Genomic DNA, 21,295 nt, shown 5'->3' with positions numbered 1-21,295 from the left:
ATCCTAACCCTTGCGTTAGTCCGACTAACGACGTATGTTCGTTTACGGAACGAACGTTAGTGACATGAACGTTAGTCATCGGAACGGAAGGGGAGGGCGTCATGGCGACCACAGGCCAGGCGTTCGGCACCGCGCTCATCGGTCAGACCGAGAAGGCGCTCAACGCGATCCTGGACCGGCAGCTCGCCGGGACCGGCATCACCGAGCCCCAGTGGGTGACCCTCACGCTGACCGTGGCCGGCGGCGGGACCGTCGACCGGGACGAGCTCGTCCGCCGGGTCAGCGGTGCCGCGCAGTTCAGCCAGGCTTCGGTGGCCGAACGTATCGCTGAGCTGACCGCCGCGGGTTTCCTGCGCGACGGCGGCGGCCGCGTTCAGGTCACCGACGAGGGGCAGGCGCGCTGGACGCGGGTCCGCGCCGCCATCGGCCCGATCACGCAGGAACTGTGGGGCGACCTGCCGCCCGAGGACCTGGCCGTCGCCGGCCGCGTCCTGAACATCGTCCTGGAACGGGCCAATGCAGTGCTGGCCGCTCCCGACCCCGCCACGAAGACGGCTTAGAACGAGAGAGGACGCCATGTCCACGGACACATTGATCGCCGACCGTATCGAGATCGCCGACCTGGTCACCCGCTTCGCGCTCCTGCTCGATGAGAAGCGCTGGGACGACGCGGACGCCGTCTTCGCTGACGATGTGGTGGTGCACTCACCGCGCGGGGGAGAGCTCCAGGGCATCGACGAGGTCGTCGAGTTCATGCGGCGGAGTGAGGTCGAGGGGCAGCACACCCAGCACACGACCACTGACCTGCTGGTGGAGGTCGACGGCGACCGGGCGGCCGCCTCGGCGAACTCGACCGTCCACTACTACCGCGACGGCCAGGCGCCCCACTTCACCGGCGGCCTGCGCCAGTCCTGCACCGTTGTGCGGACGCCGGCGGGCTGGCGGCTCCGCGAGGTGCGCATCACGCCCGCCTGGACGCGCGAGAACTGATCTCTGGACGGGATCTGGCGTGCCCGCGTTCCGGCCGGGCTTGGCGGGACCGGTCCCGGGGTTCGGGCGGGACGATGGCGGGCGCGTGGGGCCGGGGCGGTCCGGGCTCGTCGAGGAGACGTGGAGGTTGCCGGTGGCCCGCTCATCGAAGGAACCGAACGGCTCGGTGTCCGGTCCGGCCCCGGGCGGGCGGCCCGCCTGGGTGATCGTGGCCGCCGGCGTCCTGTTCACCGCGGCTCTGGTGCTCTGGGTCGTCGCCGGCGGGTTCTGGCTCGTTCTGCTTCTGTACGTCGTGTCGGCGGTGGCCGCTGTCGCGGGGCGGTCGGCGGCCAGGTACTCGGTGGTGTTCACGGCCCTGATGGTCGCGGTCACCACATACCCCGGCCAGAGTGCGGGGCATGTGGTGCTGGACATCGTCGCGCTCGTCCTTTCCGGAGTGGGGGTCTTGCTGCTCATCTGGTGGAACGGGTCGGAAACCGCCGGCCGCTGAGCGGAACGGCTCGTTGAGCTTCGGACGCGTCGGGACCGCTAGTGCGAGGCCGTCGGCCGGGTTTGGCACAGTGCCGTCTGGACGGCGGCCTTCATGTCTTCGCTCTGCGCGTCCGTGCCGCCGGGGTCGACGTTCACCATGACCGTCGCCTGGCCGCCGTTGACCGTGGCGCCGCTCGCGGTCTCGTACCCGAAGATGTCGCCGCCGTGGCCCCAGTACAGGCCGCCGCAGGGCAGGCTCCTGCTCTCCAGTCCGAGGCCGTACGCCCGGCCGCCGGAGCCGCCGGTCGCGCGGGTCCGCATCATCGCCCGCAACTGGGCCGGGCGCAGCAGCCGGCCGTTGACGAGCGCGCCCAGGAACCGGTTGAAGTCGGCCCCGCTGGAGATCATGGCGCCGCTCGCGCCCGCGACCGAGGGGTTGAACGCGGTGATGTCGATGAGCGGCGCGTCCTTGCCCGGCCGGGCGTACCCGCGCGGGTGCGGTCCGGGGATCGCCGAGCCGTCACCCGGTACGGACGTGTCGCGCAGGTTCAGCGGGGCGATGACGCGCCGGCGGATCTCCTCGGCCCACGTGCGGCCGGTCACCTTCTCGATGACCATGCCCGCCAGCAGGTAGTTGGTGTTGGAGTAGCGCCAGCCCTCGCCGGGCTCCTTCAGGGTCGGCGGGTGGGCGAGCGCGAGGTTCACCAGGTCGCGCGTGTCGTGGTGGGCGAGCGGGTCCTTGAGGATGTCCGGCGGGGACAGGTAGGTGAGGTAGTCCGGCACGCCGCTGGTGTGCTGGAGCAACTGGCGGACGGTGATCCTGCGCCCGTCGCCGCCTTCCCCGCGGACGACGCCGGGCAGGTAGCGTTCCACCGCCGAATCGAGCGAGACGCGCCGTTCTCCGACGAGCTGGAGTACGACCGTGGCCACGAACGGCTTGGTCATGCTGCCGATCCGGAACCTGCTGTCGCGGGCGATCGGCGCGCGGCTGTCCACGTCCGCGATCCCACTGGTCAGCACCGTGGTGCCGCGCCGGTCCCGCAGGTTCAGGAGCGCGCCCGGGCCGCCGTCGACCGTGGTCAGCCGGTCCATGATCTGGTGCAGCCGAGCCCGGCCCGCGTTCGGGGTGCCGGCCTGCGCTGTGCCGGCCTGCGCTGTGCTGGTCAGTGCGTTCGCCGCGACGCCGGCTGCGATGGCCATGGTGAGTGCGCCACGCAGCGCACGCCTCTGCTTGTTCATGTGTGATCCCCTTGCGTGTGCGGTGTCGGGTCAGGCCGCGACGCGGGCGGTGGTCGCGGTGCGCGCGGGGGTGGACGGACGCTGCTCGCGGGTGGCCAGGAAGAACGCGAGCCAGATCGCCACCGCACCGGCCGGGAGCAGGTCCAGGTTGGCCGTGATCGCGACGAAGCCGACGGCGGCCAGAACGGGGCTCAGCGCAGCCGCCGCCTTCCGTCCAGGCGTGATGACCGCGAACTGGATGAGCAGCGCGAGCAGCCCGAGCATGAAGAACACCGGGCCGATCTCGTACAGCGCTTGGGGGAGCACGGCGGGGACGTCGGCGTACCGGTCGGCGAGCACGCTCTTCTCGGCGGCGTCCGCGGCCTTCAGGCCGACGACGATGTCGACGATCGCGACGCGGACGAACAGCACCAGCCCGAACGCGGCGACCGCGGCCAGGACGCCCGCCGCGGCCCGGCGGGCGGTGCCGCCCGCCGCGGCGCGGATCCGGCCGTACAGGCCCGCGATCACCCCGCCGTACAGCAGGAGGGAGCCGAGGAAGAGCAGATGGCCCACCGTCCAGGCGGGTCCCGGCCCGTGCTGCCCGTCCCGGCCGTCGATGAACCGGACGGCGCCGTAGGCGAGCATGAGGGCGGGGGCGAGATGGAAGGCGATCCTGGTCATGAGCGGTTCTCCCGGAGTTCTTCGAGACCTGCGTTCTTACGTTCTCGATCTTCCGGGAGCCCGCGGCCGGGCGGATCGCCGCCGCGAGCGGTCTTCGGGCATCGGTGGCGCGGGGGAGAACGGCGGCGCGACTCCCCGCGCGACGGAGCCGCCCCTCAGGAGGGCTCGATCAGCCTGGTCTCGTACGCGGCGATCACGGCCTGGACGCGGTCGCGGATGCCGAGCTTGGCGAGGACGTTGCTCACGTGGGTCTTCACGGTGTGCTCGCTGACGACCATGGCCGCGGCGATCTCCGCGTTCGACAGCCCGCGGCCGAGCAGGCGCAGGGTCTCGCGCTCCCGCTCGGTCAGCACCGACAGGCGGTCGGAGGCGGTCGCGCCGGAGCGCGGGCGGGTGCGGGTGAGGTCGGAGATGAGGCGGCGGGTGACGGTGGGCGCGAGCAGCGACTCCCCCGCCGCCACCACGCGGACGGCGTGCACGAGGTCGTCGCGGCGCACGTCCTTGAGCAGGAACCCGCTCGCGCCCGCGTAGAGCGCGTCGTAGACGTAGTCGTCCTGGTCGAACGTGGTGAGCATGATCGCGCGGGCGCGGGTCTCGGCGCACACGACCTTCGCGGCCTCGATGCCGTCCACGCCCGGCATGCGGATGTCGAGCAGCACGACGTCGGGGTCGTGCTCGCGCACGGCGGCGATCGCGGCGGCGCCGTCGCCCGCCTCGCCCGCCACCTCGATGTCGGGCTGCGCGTCCAGGATCATCGCGAAGCCGCTGCGGACGAGCTCCTGGTCGTCGGCCAGCACCACCCGGATCACGCGGCCACCGCCTCGGCGTACGGCAGCCGCGCGAAGACCCGGAACCCGCCGTCCGGGAGCGGTCCGGTCTCGGCCGTGCCGCCGCAGGCGGCGGCGCGTTCGCGGATGCCGACGAGACCGTCGCCGCCCCGCCGCCAGCCCGGATCCCTCTCCTCGTGGCCGTGCCCGTCGTCGGTCACCGTGATCTCCAGTTCGTGGTCGGTCCAGCGGAGCAGCACCCGCGCCGTCCGCGCGTCGGCGTGCTTCACCGTGTTGGTGAGCGCCTCCTGGACGATGCGGTACGCCGCCAGGTCGGCGTCGGGGGGCAGGCCGCGCCGTACGCCCTCGACCGCGAGCCCCACCCGGACCCCCGTCCGGCCGACGTGCTCGACCAGGTCGGGCAGCGCGTCGATGGTCGGCTGGGGCGCGCGTACGCCGTGGTCCTGCTCCTCCTTCAGGATGCCCAGCATGCGGCGGAGCTGGGCCATCGCGTCCCGGCCCGCGTCGGCGATCGCGTCGAAGGCCCGTTCGGCCTGGGCCGGGTCGGTGTGGACGACCACCGGACCGGCCTCGGCCTGGACGACCATGATGCTGACCGCGTGGGCGAGCACGTCGTGCATGTCCCGGGCGATGCGGGCCCGTTCCTCCGCCGCCGCCCGCGCGGCCTCGGCCTCGCGTTCGCGTTCGAGCGCCTCGCGTTCGCGTTCGAGCTGCGCGGATCGTTCCACCAGGGCGTTCGACCGCTCCCGCGCGGTCCGCGCCAGCGTGCCGAGCAGGAACGCCGTCACGGGCAGCAGCAGCGTGAACATGAACTCGCCCGCGTCGTTGTCCTTGACGAGCAGCGCGCCGGGCGGGGTCGAGGCGGCCAGCGCGCCGATGAAGCCCCAGCGCTGCCAGCGGTGCCGTCCCAGGTCGGCGAGGGTGTAGACGGCCACCAGCGCGCCGTACTGCAACATCTGGCCCGGCCGGTGGTGCAGCGACACCCCCATGGCGAACGCCGCCACGACCAGCGCGACCGCGAACGGCGCCCGCCGCCGCCACACCAGCGGCACGACCGTGCCGAGGCTGAACACCACGCCGAGCGGCGTCACCTCCGGCGCCGTGGCGAACGGCACGAACACCGGGACGGCGACCGCGGCGGCGACCAGCACGTCCACGCCGTCCGCCCGCGACCGCGGCCAGAGCCGCGGCCACGACCGTGACCGTGACCGCGGCCGCGGCCAGGGCCGCCCGAGGAGACCGGAACCACGGAACCAATGCGACATCCCCCAAGTATCGCGACGTAACGGGCATTCCCGCCTCGCTCGCACGAGGGATTGTGGACGGGGCGGTCTAGCGCGTTCCGAGGCTCGCCAGGAGTCCTGCCGTGGCTTCGGGGACTCGGCCGGGAAGTGGTGGCTGCCCAGGTCCACGAGGACGATGTCGAGGCGGTCCCGGTAGCGGTCGATCGCTTCCGAGGCCACCAGGTCGCGGATCGCGAACACGGTGATCGGCTGCTTGGCCTCGCGCAGCGCCGCGTCCATGTCCCAGCGCACCAGGCCCTCGATGGAGCGCAGGCCCGCGGGTTGCCGGACCGCGGCCATCTTCTTGAAGTACGCGTCCTTCAGGGCCGGGTCGGTCTCTGCCGGCGATCCGCCCTCCACCAGGCCCCGGACCGCCCCGGGGAAGTCCTCGCGGAACGCGCGCAGCGTCGCCTCGGTCTGCTCGTCGCTGAGCGCCGGGAACAGGGACAGGTAGTGCAGCGCGTCGAGGGCGACCACGTGCGAGACGGTGCCGGGGAGCAGGCGGCCGGCCTCGACGGCGACCGCGCCGCCGAGGGAGTGCCCGGCCACGACCGCCGTGCGCGCCGACTCGGCCTCCAGTACGGCGGCCACGTCGCGGGCGAACTCCTCGATCGTCCACACGTCCCGGGTCGAGCGCGACTCGCCGTGCTCGGCGAGGTCGATCGCCAGGACGCGGCGGTCCCCGGGCAGATGGTCGATCACCGGGTCGAAGTCGCCGCGGTCGCACCCCCAGCCGTGGACGAGCGCCAGGACCGGGCCCTCCGCGGGGCCGGCGGCGGTGTAGCGGATCGTCGTGTGGCCCGATCGCCGAACCTCACGGACGTTCCTGGTCGTGCTCGCCATGGTGTCTCCTTGTGCCGCGTTCGGGAAAAGTGCCGCGTTCGGAAAGGCCGGTCGGGCCGGTAGCGGGTCGGGCCGGTGGCCGTCGGGCCGGCGCCTCAGCCGCACGTGGCCGGGACGGCGCGGCGCTCGGCCCGTACCTGGTTCAGGCGCAGGGCGAGGGCGCAGAGGGTGATCGCCGCGATCGCCAGCGCGTAGATCTCGGTGGCGGTCCTGAGCCCGAGGACGGTGACGGCGATCCCGCCGAGCACGGCGGGCACGCTGTTGCCCAGGTAGCTGATGACGTTGGCCAGGGCGAAGACCGCGCTGCGCTCGTGCGGCTCGGCGATCCGGGCGAACGTGCCGAACGTCGCCAGCACCGACGCGCCGACGCCGAGGCCCGCGACGACGGTGCCGGCGGCGGCGAGCCAGACGAGGTCCTCGACCGTCCCGGCGAGCGTGATCAGGGTGCCGAGCCCGAGCACGGCGGACGAGGGGGCGAGCAGCGAGGACGCGGGACGCGAGCGCAGCAGGAAGACCGCGACCGCTCCCGTGCCCGCCAGCAGCATCACGACGAGGCCGCCGGCCAGGCGGTTGTGCAGGCCGAGCAGCCCGGCCGCCACGGACGGGCCGAGCGAGAGGTACATCCCGGCCAGGGCCCAACTGGCGATCATCGCGGGCACCACCGGGACGATGTCCGCGCGCAGGTGCGCGGGCATCGCGACCCGGGGGCGCAGGGAGGCGAGGGCCCCCGGCCGGCGTCGCGACGTCTCCGGCAGGAGTGCCACGACCACCGCCGCCAGCGCCATCCCGCCGAGCAGCAGCGCGTAGATCAGCCGGGTCGGGGCGGGGCCGAACTCCACCAGCAGACCGGTCCCGAGAGCGCCGAGAGCGAGCCCGGACAGCGGCGACACCGCGGTGACGACGCCCGCCCGGCCGCGGGACGGTTCGAGATCGACGAGAGTGGCGCTCAGGGTGGTCGTCGCCGCCCCGGTCGCGATGCCCTGGAGCACCCGGGCGAGGGACAGGACGAACACGTTCCCCGCGACCAGGAACAGGACGAGCGCGACCGCCTCCAGCCCGATCGCCGCGGCGAGCACCGGCCGCCTGCCGAGATGGTCCGACAGGGCTCCGACGACCAGCAGCGAGCCCAGCAGGCCGACCACGTAGAGGGCGAAGACGACGGTCAGCACCCAGGCCGTGAAGTGCCATTGGCGCTGGTAGAGCGCGTACAGCGGGGACGGTGCGCTGGACGCGGCCAGGAAGAGGACGAAGACGGCGGCCACGCGGGCGAAGGCGGCCTTCCGCGGGCCGCCCCGCGCGCCACCGGCCGGTGGCGCGTCGATGACGGCAGGTTCATCACGCATGGAAACCTCGCAGTGATCGTTGCGTTAGAGACCCGACGGTAGCACAAACGCAGCGATCACTGCACTAAAAAGGCAGCGATCAATGCAATACTGGGGACATGGCCACGACTTCCGCCCGGCTCCAGGCCGGCAGCAGGCCCGGCGGCCGCTCCGCCCGAGTCCGCGCGGCCGTCCACCGGGCCGTCCAGGAACTGCTCACCGACGAGGGCGCCGAACCGCTGACGATCCCGGTCGTGGCCGCCCGCGCGGGCGTGCACGCCACCACGGTCTACCGCCGCTGGGGCTCGGTCGGGGACCTGCTCGCCGACGTCACGACCAGCCGCTTCTCCGGCGACATCGTGGTGCCGGACACCGGGAGCCTGCGCGGCGACCTGGAACGCTACGCCTGCGACCTCGCCAAGGACCTCAGCGACCCCGACACTCTCGCCCTGGTCCGCGCCACCATCGGCACCGGCGGGGAGCAGGGCGCCGCCGCCTGCCGGGGGGAACGCCAGCAGCAGCTCGAAGCCATGCTCGACCGGGAACGGGCCCGCGGCAACGAGCCCCCCAGCCTCGAACGCACGACGGACGCCGTACTCGCCCCCCTCTACTACCGGGCCGTCTTCACCGACCAGCCCCTCACCCCCGAATGGGCCCGCACCCTGATCTCCACCCTGCTCCCCGCCTGACACCCCTGCCCCACCAGGGCCCGGCGGCGGAGGCCCGACCGACCACCGACCCTGATCACCGGACCTGCTCCGACGCAAGACGCCGGATGCCCGTGCTGGAGCTACAGGCTTGGCGAGGGGCGGGCGGTGTCGGTGGTCCCGCTGGTCTCGCCGGTGGCGTCGGGAGCGGCCGCGAACGAGGCGAACGGCGAACGGCGTGCGGCGGTGCCTGGCTGTCGGGCTCGTTCCGGCGCGAGCGGCGGCTACAGGCGGGTCGAGGGACGGGCGATGCCGGCGGTCCCGCTGGTCTCGTCGGTGGCGCTGGGGGGCGGCCGGGAACGAGGCGAACGGCGAACGGCGTGCGGCGGTGCCTGGCTGTCGGGCTCGTTCCGGTGCGCGAGGTGGCTAGAGGCGCGTCGAAGGACGGGCGGTGTCGGTGGTCTCGGTGGTGTGGGTGAGGTCGAGGGCGGCGGATACGAAGGAGGCGACCAGGGGGCGGCGGTCCTGCTCGTTCCAGGCGAGGACGAGGCGGCTGGGCGGGGCGTCGGTCACCGGGACGGCGATTAGGCCGGGCGGGAGGGGTTCGACCAGCGAGCGGGGCAGCACGCCGACCATCCTGCGCAGTGTGATCATTTGCAGGAGCTGGACCACGTCGGCGACCTCGGGGCCGGTGCCGTCGCCTCCGGTAATCCCCTTCCAGCGCGGGAGCGTCTCGCCCTCCAGGTCGGCCGTCCGCGCTGACGGGCGCTCGGCCAGCCGGTGGCCGGACGGGACGACGACCACGCGGTCCTCGGTGTGGAGCGTCTCGTGGTCAAGGCCGTCCAGATCGTCGAACGGCGCGTAGAGCAGGCCGACGTCGGCGCGGCCGTCGCGCAGGAAATCGGTGCGGTCGGCGGGGCCGCTGAACAGGATGTCCACCCGGCGGGCGTCGGGCTGGTGGGCGTACTCGGCCAGGAGCTTCGACAGCAGGCCGGCATCGCCGCCGGGTTTGATCACGAGTCGCAGGTGGGCGTGGGGGTCGGCGGCGTGCCGGGTGTTGCGGACGGCGGCGCCGACCGCGTTGAGCGCGTGCCGTCCGTGCTCGCGCAGCGCGTGCCCGGCCGGGGTGAGCTCGACGCGGCGGCTGGAGCGGACGAACAGCTGGACGCCGAGCCGCGTCTCGATCCGCCGGATCGCCTTCGACAGCGCCGGCTGCGCGATCGAGAGCCGGACCGCGGCCCGGCCGAAGTGCAGCTCGTCGGCGACGGCGAGGAAGTACGCGATCTCGCGGGTCTCCAGTTCGACCATGCCTCCAGGTTATCAGCGGAGATCCAACGGATCTTGGACTCGGGTGGCGTGCACCGCCGAGAATCGACACATGATCCAGCACACGATGATTGTTTCGTTCGAACGTCCCCTGCCCGACGCCGAGCTCGACCAATACCTGGAAGACATCGAACGAGCCATGTTCGCCACCGGTCTCGCGCAGTCGGTCGTGGCACGGCGGCACCTCCCCGTTCCCGGGGAGGAGGCCGTTCCGGCGCTGATCGCGACCGCGATCGTGCAGATCGCCGTGGCCGACACCGGCGCGCTGGCGAAGGCGTTCGCCGAGCCCGCTCTGCACGAGGTCATCAAGCGCTGGCAGGCGCGGCACCCGTACAAGGTCGCCTGGGCCAACCACGAGGCGCTGGCATGAGCGGCGCCGCCCGGAAGGCGGGACTGGTCACCGGCGCGGGCAGCGGGATCGGCCGCGCGACGGCCCTGGCGCTCGCCCGGAGCGGCGCCGCGGTCGCCGCGCTCGACCTCGACGGGGACACGGCGGCCGAGACCGCCGAGATGATCGCCAAGGACGGCGGGGAGGCGCTGAGCGTCCCCGTCGACATCGCCGACGAACGCTCCGTACGGGCGGCCGTCGAGCGCACGGTCACGGCGTTCGGCGGCCTGGACTTCGCCGTCAACAACGCGGGCATGTCCTCGCGCCGCAAACTCGACCGGATGTCGCTGGACGAGTTCGAGCGCGTGGTCCGCGTCAACCTGGCCGGGACGTTCCTGTGCATGAAGTACGAGCTGCCTCAGCTCGGAGGCGGTGGGTCCATCGTCAACATCGCCTCCAACGGCGGCCTGTACGCGATCCCGCACGCCCCTGCCTATGTGGCCGCCAAGCACGGCATCGTCGGGCTCACCAAGGTCGCCGCGGTCGACTACGCGCCGGACGGCATCCGCGTCAACGCCGTCTGCCCCGGCCCGACCCGTACTCCGGGGTTCGAGAGGTGGGCGGACGACCCGGACCTGATCGCGCGGCAGGAGGCGATCACGCCGCTCGGCCGGCTGGCCGCGCCGGAGGAGGTCGCGGCCGCCGCGGTCTGGCTCTGCTCGGACGCGGCGTCCTACGTCACCGGGATCGCGATGTCGATCGACGGCGGACGGCGAGCGTGAAGGGCGGCGGGGCGGGAGAACGTTGACCGGTCTGGCCTGGATGAACGGGTTTGTAGCCCGATGGCAGGTGGGCGGCCGGGACGGTGGGGAATCCCGATGCGAGGGGTCGGTACAAACGCGAAAGGGCTGTCATGCTGCACGGCATCGACGTGGCGTCCTACGAGCCCTCCTTCGACACCGAAGGGCTGGACTTCGTCATCGTCAAGGCGACCGAGGGCCGCTCCTACAAGAACCCCGAGCGCGCCCAGCAGGTCGCGCGGGCCCGCCGCGCCGGGTGCGTGGTGGGCTTCTATCACTTCCTGCACGGCCGCCGGGGCCTGCGCCCCGCCCGCATCGTCGCCCAGGCCCGCTACTTCGTCGCGCACTGCGGCGCCGAGGACGGCGACTTCCTGGCCCTCGACTGGGAGACCGACCCCAAAGGGCGGCGCGCGACCAGCGCGCAGAAGGACAAGTTCCTGCGCACGGTCAAGAAGCTACGGCCGAAGCACCGGATCGTCCTGTACTGCAACCGCGACCTGTGGACCCGCAAGAGCACCGGCGACTACCACGCCGACGGGCTCTGGATCGCCGACTACCGCAAGGCCGGGCATCCGCTCATCCACGACGAATGGCTCATCCACCAGTACACCTCCCACCCGCTGGACAAGAACGTCGCCAAATTCAAAACCCGCAATGACATGAAGAAGTGGGCCGCCCGCAAATAGCCGTCCCGTCCGCGCCACCCACCTGGGCGACCGATGGGCGCGCACCCGGGAAGGCCGTTCTCCCGAGCCCCAGCCGCCCCGACCGACCAGCGCAGCCGCCCGAACTTACCCGTTCCCCCGGCTCGCGGCGGCGGGGCGGCCGCATCACCCTCCGGACATGCGCTGCCGTTCCAGGAAGGCCGCGACTTCAGCATCACTGGAGTCGACGCGGAACTCGTTCCCTTCGGGGTCCGTCAGCACCACCCAGCCGAGTTCTGAGCCGCGCGGGTGGCTGCTGACGAGCGTGGCGCCCAGTCCGGTGAGGCGGTCGACCTCGGCGGCGAGGGTCCCATCGACGGGGTTGAGATGCAGATGCAGTCGGCCCTTGGCCGGCCGTGGTTCGGAGCCTTGCCGGAAGAACAGGGAGAGACCTGGTTCACCTTCGTGCAGTTCGATGAAGCTGCCTTCGGCCGAGCCTTGGACGGGACGGCCGAGCGCCTCACCCCAGAACACCGCCAGCGAGTGGGGGTTGCCGACACAGTCGATCATGAGGTACCGCACGGCTGGGCTCATGGCGGCGAGTATCCCAAGGCTGCCTTGGGGGTCGGGTGGGGCGCGGGGGTCCTGGGGGCGGAAGCGGACAAATTGGTCGTTTAGGGTTTGGGGGTGGGTACTCCGTTGGGGGACTTTCTGCGTGCTCGGCGGGAGCGGCTCAGGCCGCGGGACGTCGGGCTCGCCGAGTACGGGCGGCGGCGGGTCAAGGGGCTGCGGCGCGAAGAGGTGGCGATGCTCGCCGGGATGAGCACCGACTACTACGTGCGTCTGGAGCAGGGGCGCGAGGCCAACCCGTCGCCCCAGGTGGTGGCGGCCGTGGCGGACGCGCTGCGGCTGGACGCGGAGCCCGCCGAGCATCTGCGGCGCCTGGTCCAGGCGCCGGAGGCGCGTCGGACGCCGGACGCCGGTGTCAGCCCTCAGCTGCTGAGGTTGATGGACGGCTGGACGGCCTGTCCCGCGTTCGTTCTGGGGCCCGCCTTGGACGTTCTGGCGTGCAACGCGCCGGCCGCCGCGCTGTACGAGGGGTTCGAGCCCGCCGACAACCTGGCCCGCATGGTGTTCGCGGACCCGGCCGGACGGGAGTTCTACCGGGACTGGGAGCGGGCGGCGCACTCGTGCGTGGCGGAGCTCCGCGCCGCGTACGGGCATGATCCGCGGTCGGAACGCATCGGCGAGGTCGTCGCGGATCTGTCGGCGCGCAGTCCGGAGTTCGCCGCCCTGTGGGCCCGCCACGACGTCAAGGCCAAGACCCAGGACGGCAAGCGCCTGCGCCATCCGGTGGTCGGCGACCTGTCCATCCTGTTCTCGGCGTTCACCGTGAACGGTGCGCCGGGCCAGGAGTTGGTGGTGTACCAGGCCGAGTCGGATGCGACGGCGGCGGCGTTCGGGCGGTTGGGCGAACGGCGGGTACGGGTCGGCTGACGCGAGGCCGGGCGCTCGTCCCGGCCTCGCGCGCGGTCAGGGGGTTCTGCCGAGGCCGCGGGCCAGCAGGGTCGCGGTCCTGGCGATGACGCCGTCGTCGATCTCGGGGTGGTCGCCGTCGCGGTTGGTGTAGACGGTGATGATCACCGGCGCGCCGGACGGCGGCCAGGCGATCGCGATGTCGCTGGCGTTGGCGTACTTCCCGCCGCCGGTCCCCGTCTTGTCGCCGACGGTCCAGCCTGGCAGTCCGGCGCGGATGCGCGCGCCGCCGGTGGAGCTGGCCTTCATCCAGTCGATGAGCTGCCGGCGGTCCGCGGGAACGAGGGCGTTGCCCACGGTGAGTTCGGCGAGGCTATGGGCCATGAAAGCGGGCCTGATGGTGTCGCGCTTCTCGCCCGGCTGCCATTCGTTGAGCTCGGGCTCGAAACGGTCGAGCCGTCCGACCGGATCGCCGAGGGAACGGTAGTAGCGCGTCATTCCGGCGGGGCCGCCGATCTGCTTGAGCAGCACGTTGGCGGCCGTGTTGTCGCTGAGGGTGATGGCCGCGTGGCACAGTCGCGCCGTGGTCAGCCCGTTCTTGATGTTCTCTTCAAGGCCGGCGACCGGGGAGTTCTGCTTCACGACCTCTTCCCGGGTCCAATGGAGTGTCCGTTCCATCAGGCCCGGGTCGGCCGTGCGCGCCTTGTTGAGGACGGCTCCGCACAGGATCGCCTTGAAGGTGGAATTGCTCGGGAAACGTTCGTGCGATCGGTGGCCGAAGGTCCTGCCGGTGGCGGTGTCGATCGCGTACGCGCCGATGCGTCCCCGGTAGGACGCCTCCAGTGCGCGCAGTTGCTTGGTGACCTCGGCCCGCTGGGACGACACGTCCGACTTGGGAACGGCGACCGTCAGCGCCTGCGCGTTGCCACGCAGCGCCGCCCCGCTTTCCGCCGCGTCGGTGCCGCAGGCGGCCGCGCCCAGCAGCAGGGAGGCCGCCAGCGTTGCCGTGCCCAGCCTCCGCCACGGCCGTCGGCGCTCGGATTCGCGCATGCTCGGGCTCCTCGTTCCTGTCCTCGTCGTTCAACGAACTTCGAACGCGGGACAGCCCACCAGACCCGGGCCATTTGTGTCCAATATTGATATGGCCGGATGAACGATTATTAAATACATATCGCAGATGGTCAGCGTTCGGGTGCCGGCATGGTCGAGGCGGCGTGCAGGATCTGCCGGATCCCGAACCGGAACCGTCCCTCGAAGTCGACGGACATGAGGTCGTCCAGCGCCGGGACCAGCCCGGGGAACCGCTGCCCGCTCACGTACGCGCGCAGGCGGTCGCGCTGGCCGGTGGGCTCGGCCTGCTCCTCCTGGACGAGGCCGAGGGTGAAGTAGAAGAGGTTCCAGGCCGTCCACGCGGCCGTCCTGCCGGTGGGGCAGCCTTCCAGGAGGGCGGTCATCAGGCGGTCGGTGAACGCCAGGGTCCGCGGTTCCGCGGGGAACGTGCCCGCGACGATCCGGGCGCCGTCGCGGTGCCCGAGCATCGCGCGGCGCAGCCGTCCCAGCAGCTCGGCCGCCTGGTCGTCCCACCTCCCCGGCAGCCCGTCGAGGTCCACCTCGCCGAGGACGGCCTCGGCCATCGCGTCCAGGAGCCGTTCCTTGGTGCGGATGTGCCACATGACGGTGTTCATGCTGACCCCGAGCTCGGCCGCGATCGCCCGCGTGGAGAGCTTGGCGACACCGCCCCTGTCCAGTACGTCGAACGCCGCGCCGACCACCTGGGCGAGCGTGATCCCGACCTTCGCGCGGTCGGCGGCTTGCTTCTTGGTCACTGACCAAGTATATCTGAACGGCATTATTCTTGGTCACTGATAGAGAGGCTTGGCATGGAAGAGAGCCAGGAACGCGAGCGCGGCCGTTCACGGACGGGAGGGTTCGCGATGACGGAGGCGAGGCAGACAACGGTGCGGCCGGTCCTGGCGCTGTTCGCGCTCACGCTGACGGTCTCGGCGGTCCTGCTGGGCAGCACGATCCTCAACGTGGCGCTCCCGACCATGCAGGACGACCTCGGCGCGAGCAACACCGAGCAGCAGTGGTTCCTGAACGCCTACACGCTCACCTTCGCGGGCTTCCTGCTGGTGGCGGGCAACGCGGGCGACAGGTTCGGCCTCAAGCGCCTTCTCGCCTGGGGAACGGCGGCGTTCGCCGTGACGACGGCGGTGGCCGGGTTCCTCGACTCGCCCATGGCGATCATCATCCTGCGCGCGCTGATGGGCGTGGCCGCCGCCACGATCATGCCGACCACCCTCGCGGTCATCCTGCGGATCTTCCCGGCGGAGAAGCGCGCGCGGGCCATCGCGTCGTGGGCCGCCGCCTCCGGCCTGTCGATCTCGCTCGGGCCGCTGCTCGGCGGCGCGCTGCTGAGCGCGGGCATGTGGTGGGGCTCGGTGCTGGAGATCGTCGCCCTGCTCGCGCTCCTCGGGCTCGCGGCGACCTGGGCGTGGATTCCCGCGATCCCGGCGAGCGGCGCCGGGGAACTGCGCGTGATGCCCGTCGCCGGGTCGCTGGCGGGGATCGGCCTGCTCGTGTTCGGAGTCGTCCACGCGACCGACGACGGCTGGGCCTACCTCGGGACCTGGCTGCCCGCGGTCGTGGGCATCGTCGTCCTGGCGGGGCTCGCACTGGCCGAGGCGCGCCACCGCGAACCGCTCCTGGACGTCGGCCTCTTCAAGCACGCCTCGTTCACCGCCGCCGTGGTGGCGCTGACCGTCGGCTCGTTCGTCGTCTTCGGCTACCTGTACTTCACGACGTTCTACCTGCAAATCCTGCGCGGCTACTCGCCGTTGCAGACGGGCCTGCTCCTCATCCCCCTGTCGGTCGGACTGATGGTCGGGGCCCGCTGTCCCGGAACGCGACGGAACGGTTCGGAGCGCGGGCGACGATCAGCGCGGGGATCGTCCTCATGACCGCGGCGTTCGCCTGCGTCGCCGGGCTGGGCGTCCACACCGGGCCCGGCTGGTTCGTCGCGGACGCGTTCGCTCTGCAACTCGGCTTCGCGCTCGTCCTCGCGCCCGCCACCACCCTGGCCTCCGCCTCGGTGCCCATCGAACGGGCCGGGGCGGGGTCGGCGCTGCTGAACACGCTGCGCCAGCTCGGCAGCGCGCTCGGCGTCGCGGTCCTCGGCTCGATCCTGTGGTCCCGGTACGCGGGCATGATGCACGACCGTCTCTCCGGCGCCCCGGCGGGCGTCCGCCGAACGGCTTCCGAATCGCTCGCCTCTGCGCTGGCCACGGGCGATCCCGCGGCCGTGAAGGCCGCCGGTCCGGCGTTCCTCAGCGCCATGCACACGACCGCGCTCGTCGCGGCGGGGGTGTGCGGGATCGCGCTGCTCGTGACGCTGTTCCCGCGCCCGTCCCGCCGTTCGGGAACGACCGCCGCCCCGCCGAGGACCCCGGCCAGGGAACGAACCCACGCCGACCACCGGTCATGACGCGGACCGTCCGGACGCGGCCCGGCCGGGCTTGCCCGTTGCGCTAGGTACTGAAGGTTTAGTTAGAAGCTATCGCGAACCCTATTGACCTCTGCGCGCTCTAGCCGTTATAACTTCTAACGAACACCAAAGCCTCTAGCGAAGTGCGAATGCGGGGCCGGTCCGGAGCCGGGCGCGCAGACGGACGAAGGGAACGCCATGACCACCACCTCCACGACACCCGTCCGCGCGGACCGGCGCGTTCCGCGGACCGTGACCGTCTCCGCCTGGGCCGTCCCCGTCATGGTCGTCGGACAGTTCGCCCTGCTGGCGGTCGTCCCGGTCGTGATCGCGCTGGTCGGCGCGCTCCGCGGCGCCCGCGACCGGACGGTCCGGTGGACGGCCGTGCTCGCGGCCGCCGCGTACGCCGTCCCGCTCGTCATCTGGCGGGTGCGGCCCGACGGCGCGGAGAGCCTGTCCAAGGACATCCACCCCGCGTTCGTCGGACTGATCGTCGCCGCGTCCGCCGCGTTCGTCTTCGCCATCCACCGGGCCGGGCGGCGGCGCCTTCCGGTGCGCTGACGCGCGCTCACACCGCCACTCCCGCAACGCGCACCATCCACTGACAAGGGGAACGCCATGTCCGCGATCCGCAGCACCACCGCCCGCACCGCCCTGCTGACCGTCCCGCTCGCCCTCGGTGTCCTGAGCGCCGTCGCCGCACCCGCCGGGGCCGCCACCGCGTCCGCCAAGACCGCCGAGGCCGCCACCTCCGCCGGGGCCGCCACGTCCGCCGAGGCCGCCACGTCCGTCGGGGCCGCGTCGCGTCACGGCAAGTCCCTCACCTGCCGCGGCGAAGGCGTGGACCCGAACGCCCGCGTCCGCTACAGGACCCAGACCGTGATCAACGCCCCGTTGAAGACCATCTGGAGGTTGCAGACCGACGTGGAGCGCTGGCCGGCCTGGCAGTCCCCGTCGACACCATCGAACGCCTCGACCACGGCCGCTTCCGGAAGGGCTCGGCGTTCCGGTGGACGACCATGGCGCCGCCCACCCCCACCACTCCGGCCGGCACGCTGACGATCACCTCGACCGTCAGGCAGCTCAAGCACGGCTCCTGCATCCGGTGGACGGGCCCCGCGATCGGTACGGGACTGCACATCGACGGCGTCCACGTCTGGAACTTCACCAAGGTCAGGGGAGGCGTCCTCGTGTCCACCGAAGAGACGCACCGAGGTGAGCAGGTCGACTCCAACGTGCCGCTCGCGACCGAGATCCTCGGCCAGGGCCTCAAGGGCTGGCTGAGCGAGCTGAAGACCGCCGCCGAGGCCCGCGGCCGCTGACCGCGAACGGCCCCGCGCCGCCCCCCTCATCGCCGCGCGAGAGGGGGGCGGCGCCGTGGCGTACGGGCCTTCGCCGCCTTCCGCGCGGGGCCGTCCCCCGTGCGAGCTACCCGCGAATGTCCTCTGCGCGGGGAAGATCGCGGGGCCGTCCGATCCCTAGCGTTCGAGATGGCCGCGGCGCTCGGACCGCGGGCTCTCGAAGGGGTCGTCATGCGTTTGCTCAAGCAGTTCCTGGCCGTCGCGGCGGTCGCGTTCGTCGGCGGCCAGGCCGTCGCCGCGGTGGACGGGAACCCGTTGCTCACCTTCGTGCTGGGGCTGGCCGCGGCCGTCCTCGCGCCGGTCGTGTACGCCTGGGTGGTGCGGCGGACCGAGCGCCGCGCGCCGGCGGAGGTGGCCGTGGAGGGCGCCGGCGCCGCGGTGGGGCGGGGGATGCTGATCGGCGTCGGGATGTTCCTGTTCGTCATCGTGAACATCGCCTTCCTCGGCGGCTACCGGGTCGACGGCTACGGCTCGGCGGCGGGCGCGCTCGGGCTGGTGGGCTTCATGGCCGCCGCCGCGGTGACGGAGGAGCTGCTGTTCCGCGGCGTCCTGTTCCGGATCGTCGAGGAACGCGTCGGCACGTGGGTGGCGCTCTCGCTGACCGGCCTGGTGTTCGGCCTGTCGCACCTGGCCAACCCGCACGCCAGCCTGTGGGGCGCGATCGCCATCGCGTTCGAGGCCGGGGGCATGCTCGCCGCCGCGTACGCCGCCACCCGCACCCTGTGGGTGCCGATCGGCCTGCATTTCGGCTGGAACTTCGCCCAGGCGGGCATCTTCGGCAGCGAGGTCTCCGGCAACGGCGACACCAAGGGCCTGCTGGACGGCGCGACCTCGGGCCCGGCGCTGGTCAGCGGCGGCGACTTCGGCCCGGAGGCGAGCCTGTACGCGGTGGGGGCCGGCGTGGCGCTGACGGTCGCGTTCATGTGGCTGGCCCGCCGGCGGGGCCACCTGGTCGGCCGCCGCCGCCCCGTCCGGTCCGCCGCGACCACTACCCTCGCCCAGTGAACGATCTTCGGAGGCTCGCCGGCCTGTGGCGGCGGCGGGACCCCACGGTCCAGGACCTCCCGCTCGCGGTGGGGCTGGCCGCCGTGTCGCTCCTGCCGCCGTTCTACGGCCACGGGACGGAGGTCGGCGACCTGCCGGTCCGCCCGTTCGACGCGCTGGCCGTCGTGGCCGTCGCGCTGGAATGCCTCCCGCTCGCCGTCCGCCGGCGGTGGCCGGCCGCCAGCCTCGTCCTGGTCGTGGCGGGCTTCGCCCTCGACCAGCTCCGCGCCTACCACACGTTCGGCGGCTCCGCGCTGGCCCTGGCGCTGGTGAGCGCGGGCCTGCATCTGGAACGCCACCGGCGCGCCACCGTGGTCCTCCTGTCGGCGGCGTACGTGCCGCTGGCCGTCGCGCTCGACCGGCTCGGCTCGTCCGAGGGGCTGGAAGGGTTCGTGACGTTCTACCTGGCGGTCGTCGCGGTGTGGTGCATCGGGGTGCGGCTGCGCTCCGCCCGCGCCGCCGAGGCCGAGCGCCGCCGCCGCGTCGCCGAGGAGTCCCGCGCCGCCGAACGTTCCCGCATCGCCCGCGAGCTCCACGACGTCGTGACCCACCACGTGACGGCGATGGTCGTCCAGGCGGAGGCGGCGCGCTACCTGACCGCCGCCCCCGACCGCCTCGACGAGACGCTGAGCGCGGTCACCGACACCGGGCGGCGGGCCATCACCGACCTGCGGCACCTGCTCGACCTGCTCAACCCCGACCACGGCACCGGCCACGGGACCGACGCCAGGACGCCGTCCGTCACCGACCTGAGGACGCTCGTCGAGCAGACGCGCCGCGCCGGGCAGCCGGTGGAGCTCACCGAGGACGGCGAGCCCGCGGAACCGGCCGGCAGCGCCGAGTTCGTGGCCTACCGGGTCGTCCAGGAGGCTCTGACCAACGCCCTCAAGTACGCGCACGGCAGCCGAACGTCGGTCCGGGTGCGCCATCGCGAAAAGGAGATCACCGTGGAGGTCGGCAACGACGGCCCCGGCTCGCGCAGCGGGTCCCCGGCGGGAGCGGGCGGGGGCTCGCCGGGCTCCGCGAGCGGGTCGAGGCGCTCGGCGGCGAGTTCGCCGCGGAGGAACGGCCGGACGGCGGGTTCGCCGTACGGGCGCGCATCCCCTCGGGGAGCCGGTCGTGAACGCGCCCGTACGGGTCCTGGTCTGCGACGACCAGGCGCTGATCCGCACCGGCTTCTCCACGATCATCGACGCCCAGCCCGACCTGGAAGTGGTGGGCGAGTGCGGTGACGGGCGCGCCGCCGTCGACCTCGCCCGCAGGCTGAAGCCCGACATGGTGGTGATGGACGTGCGGATGCCGGTGCTCGACGGCATCGAGGCGACCCGCCTCCTGGCGGGCGCGGGGGTGGCCGACCCCGTCAAGGTGCTCGTGGTGACGACGTTCAACCTCGACGAGTACGTCTACGAGGCGCTGCGCGCGGGAGCCAGCGGGTTCCTGCTCAAGGACGCCCCGCCGGCGCAGCTCCTGCACGGCATCCGCACCGTCGCGACCGGCGCCGCGCTGCTGGCGCCCGAGGTGACGCGGCAGCTCGTCGGCCGGTACGCGGCCCGGATCCGTCCCGCCAAGGGCACCCCGGACGACCCCGCGCTGACCCCCGCGAGCTGGAGGTGCTGCGCCTCATCGCCAACGGCCTGTCCAACAGCGAGATCGCCGCGACCCTGGTGATCAGCCACGAGACCGTCAAGACCTACGTCTCGCGCATCCTCACCAAGCTCGACCTCCGCGACCGCGTCCAGGCCGTCGTCTACGCCTACCGCAACGGCCTGGCCACCTGACCTCCGTCCGGCCCCGCTCCCGACCCCGGCCCCGACCCGGTGCCCGAACGCGCTCGCGCGCGTTCGGGGGAGTCCGGAGGGGTCAGTAGACGGTGAGGCCGAAGGTGTTGAGGATCTCGGGGACGGGTTGGAAGTAGGACGCTCCGCCGCCGGTGCTGCACGAGCCGCCGGAGCCCAGTTCCAGGCCGACGGCCATGGTGCCGGCGAAGTAGGGGGCGCCGGGGAGTTCGGGCGGGTCGATGCAGATGTTCGTCCTCGCGACGCCGTTGATCGTGCCCTCGGGGAAGTTGATGGTGAGGTTGGTCGCCGTCACGGTGCCGCAGCGCACGCCGGTGAGGGGGCCGCTGCGGCAGATCCGCTGGCCGACGGACGGGTAGCCCGCGTGCACGATGTCCTGGGAGCCGGGGTACAGGTACACGCTGCCGGGCCGTTCGATCCCGGGGTCGAAGTAGCGGACGAGCGCGGTGGAGATCTTGGCGACCGCCACCACGGTGCCGAGCGGGACGGTCAGGGCCGAGTCGGCGTAGATCGTCAGGCCGGTCTTGGCGCAGCGGCCCCCGGTGAGGAAGTAGTAGGCGTCGGCCTTGCGCACGTTGAAGCCGAGCGCGCAGCGGACGCCGCCGGGGGCGTAGACCGCGCGGCCGCCCTCCAGCATCGGCACGGCCGCGGACGACGGCGCGGACGCGGCCGGGGCCGTGGAAGCGGGCGGGGACGCGGACGCGGCGGGGGCCAGGCCGATCAGGAGGGCGGCGATGCTCGTGGCGATCGCGGCTACGCGGAGTCTCACGGGGTCTCCTGCGGGATCGGA

The 21,295-nt window shown here is 72.6% G+C and carries 24 protein-coding genes and 2 pseudogenes; 16 read left to right on the top strand and 10 right to left on the bottom strand.

The window, feature by feature from the left end; translation table 11 throughout:
- The first annotated feature begins 101 nt into the window (after window positions 1-101).
- The 3 genes from GEV43_RS14795 (at window position 102) to GEV43_RS14785 (ending at window position 1,480) form a co-directional block, all read left to right on the top strand.
- Complete coding sequence (locus GEV43_RS14795) at window positions 102-560, top strand: MarR family winged helix-turn-helix transcriptional regulator (protein ID WP_160821191.1); 459 nt, start codon at window positions 102-104, stop codon at window positions 558-560.
- Window positions 561-576: 16 nt separating this feature from the next.
- Window positions 577-990, top strand: a complete 414-nt coding sequence (locus GEV43_RS14790; RefSeq protein WP_160821190.1) for a nuclear transport factor 2 family protein — start codon at window positions 577-579, stop codon at window positions 988-990.
- A 133-nt stretch (window positions 991-1,123) separates the two neighbouring features.
- Window positions 1,124-1,480, top strand: a complete 357-nt coding sequence (locus GEV43_RS14785) for a hypothetical protein (protein ID WP_160821189.1) — start codon at window positions 1,124-1,126, stop codon at window positions 1,478-1,480.
- A 38-nt stretch (window positions 1,481-1,518) separates the two neighbouring features.
- On the opposite strand, the gene GEV43_RS14780 is transcribed toward GEV43_RS14785, so the two are convergent.
- From GEV43_RS14780 to GEV43_RS14755, 5 genes are all read right to left on the bottom strand, one after another.
- Window positions 1,519-2,661: a serine hydrolase gene (locus GEV43_RS14780; protein WP_241682913.1), complete on the bottom strand. Its 1,143-nt coding sequence runs from the start codon at window positions 2,659-2,661 to the stop codon at window positions 1,519-1,521.
- A gap of 69 nt (window positions 2,662-2,730) precedes the next feature.
- Window positions 2,731-3,363 (bottom strand): hypothetical protein, encoded by a 633-nt coding sequence (locus tag GEV43_RS14775; protein ID WP_160821187.1) that lies wholly within the window; start codon window positions 3,361-3,363, stop codon window positions 2,731-2,733.
- A gap of 155 nt (window positions 3,364-3,518) precedes the next feature.
- Window positions 3,519-4,172: a response regulator transcription factor gene (locus tag GEV43_RS14770; protein WP_160821186.1), complete on the bottom strand. Its 654-nt coding sequence runs from the start codon at window positions 4,170-4,172 to the stop codon at window positions 3,519-3,521.
- The gene (locus GEV43_RS48065; RefSeq protein WP_206681175.1) at window positions 4,169-6,277 is read right to left on the bottom strand and encodes an alpha/beta fold hydrolase; all 2,109 of its coding nucleotides are present in this window, start codon (window positions 6,275-6,277) and stop codon (window positions 4,169-4,171) included. Before GEV43_RS48065 ends, GEV43_RS14770 begins: the two co-directional genes overlap by 4 nt.
- Window positions 6,278-6,372: 95 nt before the next feature.
- Window positions 6,373-7,620: an MFS transporter gene (locus tag GEV43_RS14755; RefSeq protein ID WP_160821185.1), complete on the bottom strand. Its 1,248-nt coding sequence runs from the start codon at window positions 7,618-7,620 to the stop codon at window positions 6,373-6,375.
- A 98-nt stretch (window positions 7,621-7,718) separates the two neighbouring features.
- On the opposite strand from GEV43_RS14755, the gene GEV43_RS14750 reads away from it, so the two are divergent.
- Complete coding sequence (locus GEV43_RS14750; protein ID WP_160821184.1) at window positions 7,719-8,288, top strand: TetR/AcrR family transcriptional regulator; 570 nt, start codon at window positions 7,719-7,721, stop codon at window positions 8,286-8,288.
- Between the two features lie 384 nt (window positions 8,289-8,672).
- Here the strand turns inward: GEV43_RS14750 and GEV43_RS14745 are convergent, their stop codons facing one another.
- The gene (locus GEV43_RS14745) at window positions 8,673-9,554 is read right to left on the bottom strand and encodes a LysR family transcriptional regulator (protein ID WP_160821183.1); all 882 of its coding nucleotides are present in this window, start codon (window positions 9,552-9,554) and stop codon (window positions 8,673-8,675) included.
- 70 nt (window positions 9,555-9,624) lie between these two features.
- Here GEV43_RS14745 and GEV43_RS14740 point away from each other — a divergent pair, with 70 nt between their 5' ends.
- The 3 genes from GEV43_RS14740 (at window position 9,625) to GEV43_RS14730 (ending at window position 11,386) form a co-directional block, all read left to right on the top strand.
- Window positions 9,625-9,942 (top strand): hypothetical protein, encoded by a 318-nt coding sequence (locus tag GEV43_RS14740; RefSeq protein ID WP_160821182.1) that lies wholly within the window; start codon window positions 9,625-9,627, stop codon window positions 9,940-9,942.
- Window positions 9,939-10,682 (top strand): SDR family NAD(P)-dependent oxidoreductase, encoded by a 744-nt coding sequence (locus GEV43_RS14735; protein WP_160821181.1) that lies wholly within the window; start codon window positions 9,939-9,941, stop codon window positions 10,680-10,682. Before GEV43_RS14740 ends, GEV43_RS14735 begins: the two co-directional genes overlap by 4 nt.
- Before the next feature lie 131 nt (window positions 10,683-10,813).
- Window positions 10,814-11,386: a glycoside hydrolase family 25 protein gene (locus GEV43_RS14730; protein ID WP_160821180.1), complete on the top strand. Its 573-nt coding sequence runs from the start codon at window positions 10,814-10,816 to the stop codon at window positions 11,384-11,386.
- Between the two features lie 144 nt (window positions 11,387-11,530).
- Here the strand turns inward: GEV43_RS14730 and GEV43_RS14725 are convergent, their stop codons facing one another.
- A complete protein-coding gene (locus tag GEV43_RS14725) occupies window positions 11,531-11,938 on the bottom strand; it encodes a VOC family protein (RefSeq protein ID WP_160821179.1) in 408 nt (135 codons plus the stop codon).
- 93 nt (window positions 11,939-12,031) lie between these two features.
- On the opposite strand from GEV43_RS14725, the gene GEV43_RS14720 reads away from it, so the two are divergent.
- A complete protein-coding gene (locus GEV43_RS14720; protein WP_206681174.1) occupies window positions 12,032-12,841 on the top strand; it encodes a helix-turn-helix domain-containing protein in 810 nt (269 codons plus the stop codon).
- Window positions 12,842-12,877: 36 nt separating this feature from the next.
- Here the strand turns inward: GEV43_RS14720 and bla are convergent, their stop codons facing one another.
- Complete coding sequence (bla, locus tag GEV43_RS14715; protein WP_160821177.1) at window positions 12,878-13,870, bottom strand: class A beta-lactamase; 993 nt, start codon at window positions 13,868-13,870, stop codon at window positions 12,878-12,880.
- Window positions 13,871-14,001: 131 nt separating this feature from the next.
- Window positions 14,002-14,646, bottom strand: coding sequence for a TetR/AcrR family transcriptional regulator C-terminal domain-containing protein (locus GEV43_RS14710; RefSeq protein WP_160821176.1), 645 nt, complete (start codon window positions 14,644-14,646; stop codon window positions 14,002-14,004).
- Between the two features lie 108 nt (window positions 14,647-14,754).
- On the opposite strand from GEV43_RS14710, the gene GEV43_RS14705 reads away from it, so the two are divergent.
- From GEV43_RS14705 to GEV43_RS14675, 8 genes and pseudogenes are all read left to right on the top strand, one after another.
- Complete coding sequence (locus GEV43_RS14705; protein WP_160821175.1) at window positions 14,755-15,780, top strand: MFS transporter; 1,026 nt, start codon at window positions 14,755-14,757, stop codon at window positions 15,778-15,780.
- Window positions 15,777-16,304: a multidrug efflux MFS transporter gene (locus GEV43_RS14700; protein WP_160821174.1), complete on the top strand. Its 528-nt coding sequence runs from the start codon at window positions 15,777-15,779 to the stop codon at window positions 16,302-16,304. Before GEV43_RS14705 ends, GEV43_RS14700 begins: the two co-directional genes overlap by 4 nt.
- 198 nt (window positions 16,305-16,502) lie before the next feature.
- Entirely contained in the window at window positions 16,503-16,865 is a 363-nt protein-coding gene (locus GEV43_RS14695; protein WP_160821173.1) for a hypothetical protein, read from the top strand.
- 57 nt (window positions 16,866-16,922) lie between these two features.
- Window positions 16,923-17,363 (top strand): hypothetical protein, encoded by a 441-nt coding sequence (locus GEV43_RS50240; RefSeq protein ID WP_241682912.1) that lies wholly within the window; start codon window positions 16,923-16,925, stop codon window positions 17,361-17,363.
- On the top strand, window positions 17,324-17,626 hold the full coding sequence (locus GEV43_RS50235; RefSeq protein WP_241682911.1) for a hypothetical protein: 303 nt from the start codon (window positions 17,324-17,326) through the stop codon (window positions 17,624-17,626). Before GEV43_RS50240 ends, GEV43_RS50235 begins: the two co-directional genes overlap by 40 nt.
- A 210-nt stretch (window positions 17,627-17,836) precedes the next feature.
- Window positions 17,837-18,670 (top strand): CPBP family intramembrane glutamic endopeptidase, encoded by an 834-nt coding sequence (locus GEV43_RS14685; protein WP_160821172.1) that lies wholly within the window; start codon window positions 17,837-17,839, stop codon window positions 18,668-18,670.
- Window positions 18,667-19,832: pseudogene (locus GEV43_RS14680) on the top strand (sensor histidine kinase). Before GEV43_RS14685 ends, GEV43_RS14680 begins: the two are co-directional and overlap by 4 nt.
- Window positions 19,829-20,487: pseudogene (locus GEV43_RS14675) on the top strand (response regulator). The pseudogenes GEV43_RS14680 and GEV43_RS14675 overlap by 4 nt, the downstream one beginning before the upstream one ends.
- Before the next feature lie 82 nt (window positions 20,488-20,569).
- On the opposite strand, the gene GEV43_RS14670 reads toward GEV43_RS14675, so the two are convergent.
- Window positions 20,570-21,274, bottom strand: a complete 705-nt coding sequence (locus tag GEV43_RS14670; RefSeq protein WP_160821171.1) for a S1 family peptidase — start codon at window positions 21,272-21,274, stop codon at window positions 20,570-20,572.
- Window positions 21,275-21,295 lie beyond the last annotated feature (21 nt).

The organism is Actinomadura sp. J1-007, assembly GCF_009793335.1.
GTDB classification, from domain to species: domain Bacteria; phylum Actinomycetota; class Actinomycetes; order Streptosporangiales; family Streptosporangiaceae; genus Spirillospora; species Spirillospora yumaensis.
The sequence above is the reverse complement of the archived record's forward strand: the minus strand, read 5'-3'. Positions and strand labels throughout refer to the sequence as shown.

Bases quoted from the DNA above. Each gene is read 5' to 3' on its own strand.
- GEV43_RS14795 (WP_160821191.1), top strand. From the start codon at position 102: ATGGCGACCACAGGCCAGGCGTTCGGCACCGCGCTCATCGGTCAGACC.
- GEV43_RS14790 (WP_160821190.1), top strand. From the start codon at position 577: ATGTCCACGGACACATTGATCGCCGACCGTATCGAGATCGCCGACCTG.
- GEV43_RS14780 (WP_241682913.1), bottom strand. From the start codon at position 2,661: ATGGCCATCGCAGCCGGCGTCGCGGCGAACGCACTGACCAGCACAGCG.
- GEV43_RS14775 (WP_160821187.1), bottom strand. From the start codon at position 3,363: ATGACCAGGATCGCCTTCCATCTCGCCCCCGCCCTCATGCTCGCCTAC.
- GEV43_RS48065 (WP_206681175.1), bottom strand. From the start codon at position 6,277: ATGGCGAGCACGACCAGGAACGTCCGTGAGGTTCGGCGATCGGGCCAC.
- GEV43_RS14755 (WP_160821185.1), bottom strand. From the start codon at position 7,620: ATGCGTGATGAACCTGCCGTCATCGACGCGCCACCGGCCGGTGGCGCG.
- GEV43_RS14750 (WP_160821184.1), top strand. From the start codon at position 7,719: ATGGCCACGACTTCCGCCCGGCTCCAGGCCGGCAGCAGGCCCGGCGGC.
- GEV43_RS14745 (WP_160821183.1), bottom strand. From the start codon at position 9,554: ATGGTCGAACTGGAGACCCGCGAGATCGCGTACTTCCTCGCCGTCGCC.
- GEV43_RS14740 (WP_160821182.1), top strand. From the start codon at position 9,625: ATGATCCAGCACACGATGATTGTTTCGTTCGAACGTCCCCTGCCCGAC.
- GEV43_RS14735 (WP_160821181.1), top strand. From the start codon at position 9,939: ATGAGCGGCGCCGCCCGGAAGGCGGGACTGGTCACCGGCGCGGGCAGC.
- GEV43_RS14730 (WP_160821180.1), top strand. From the start codon at position 10,814: ATGCTGCACGGCATCGACGTGGCGTCCTACGAGCCCTCCTTCGACACC.
- GEV43_RS14725 (WP_160821179.1), bottom strand. From the start codon at position 11,938: ATGAGCCCAGCCGTGCGGTACCTCATGATCGACTGTGTCGGCAACCCC.
- bla (WP_160821177.1), bottom strand. From the start codon at position 13,870: ATGCGCGAATCCGAGCGCCGACGGCCGTGGCGGAGGCTGGGCACGGCA.
- GEV43_RS14705 (WP_160821175.1), top strand. From the start codon at position 14,755: ATGACGGAGGCGAGGCAGACAACGGTGCGGCCGGTCCTGGCGCTGTTC.
- GEV43_RS14700 (WP_160821174.1), top strand. From the start codon at position 15,777: ATGACCGCGGCGTTCGCCTGCGTCGCCGGGCTGGGCGTCCACACCGGG.
- GEV43_RS14695 (WP_160821173.1), top strand. From the start codon at position 16,503: ATGACCACCACCTCCACGACACCCGTCCGCGCGGACCGGCGCGTTCCG.
- GEV43_RS50240 (WP_241682912.1), top strand. From the start codon at position 16,923: ATGTCCGCGATCCGCAGCACCACCGCCCGCACCGCCCTGCTGACCGTC.
- GEV43_RS50235 (WP_241682911.1), top strand. From the start codon at position 17,324: ATGGCGCCGCCCACCCCCACCACTCCGGCCGGCACGCTGACGATCACC.
- GEV43_RS14685 (WP_160821172.1), top strand. From the start codon at position 17,837: ATGCGTTTGCTCAAGCAGTTCCTGGCCGTCGCGGCGGTCGCGTTCGTC.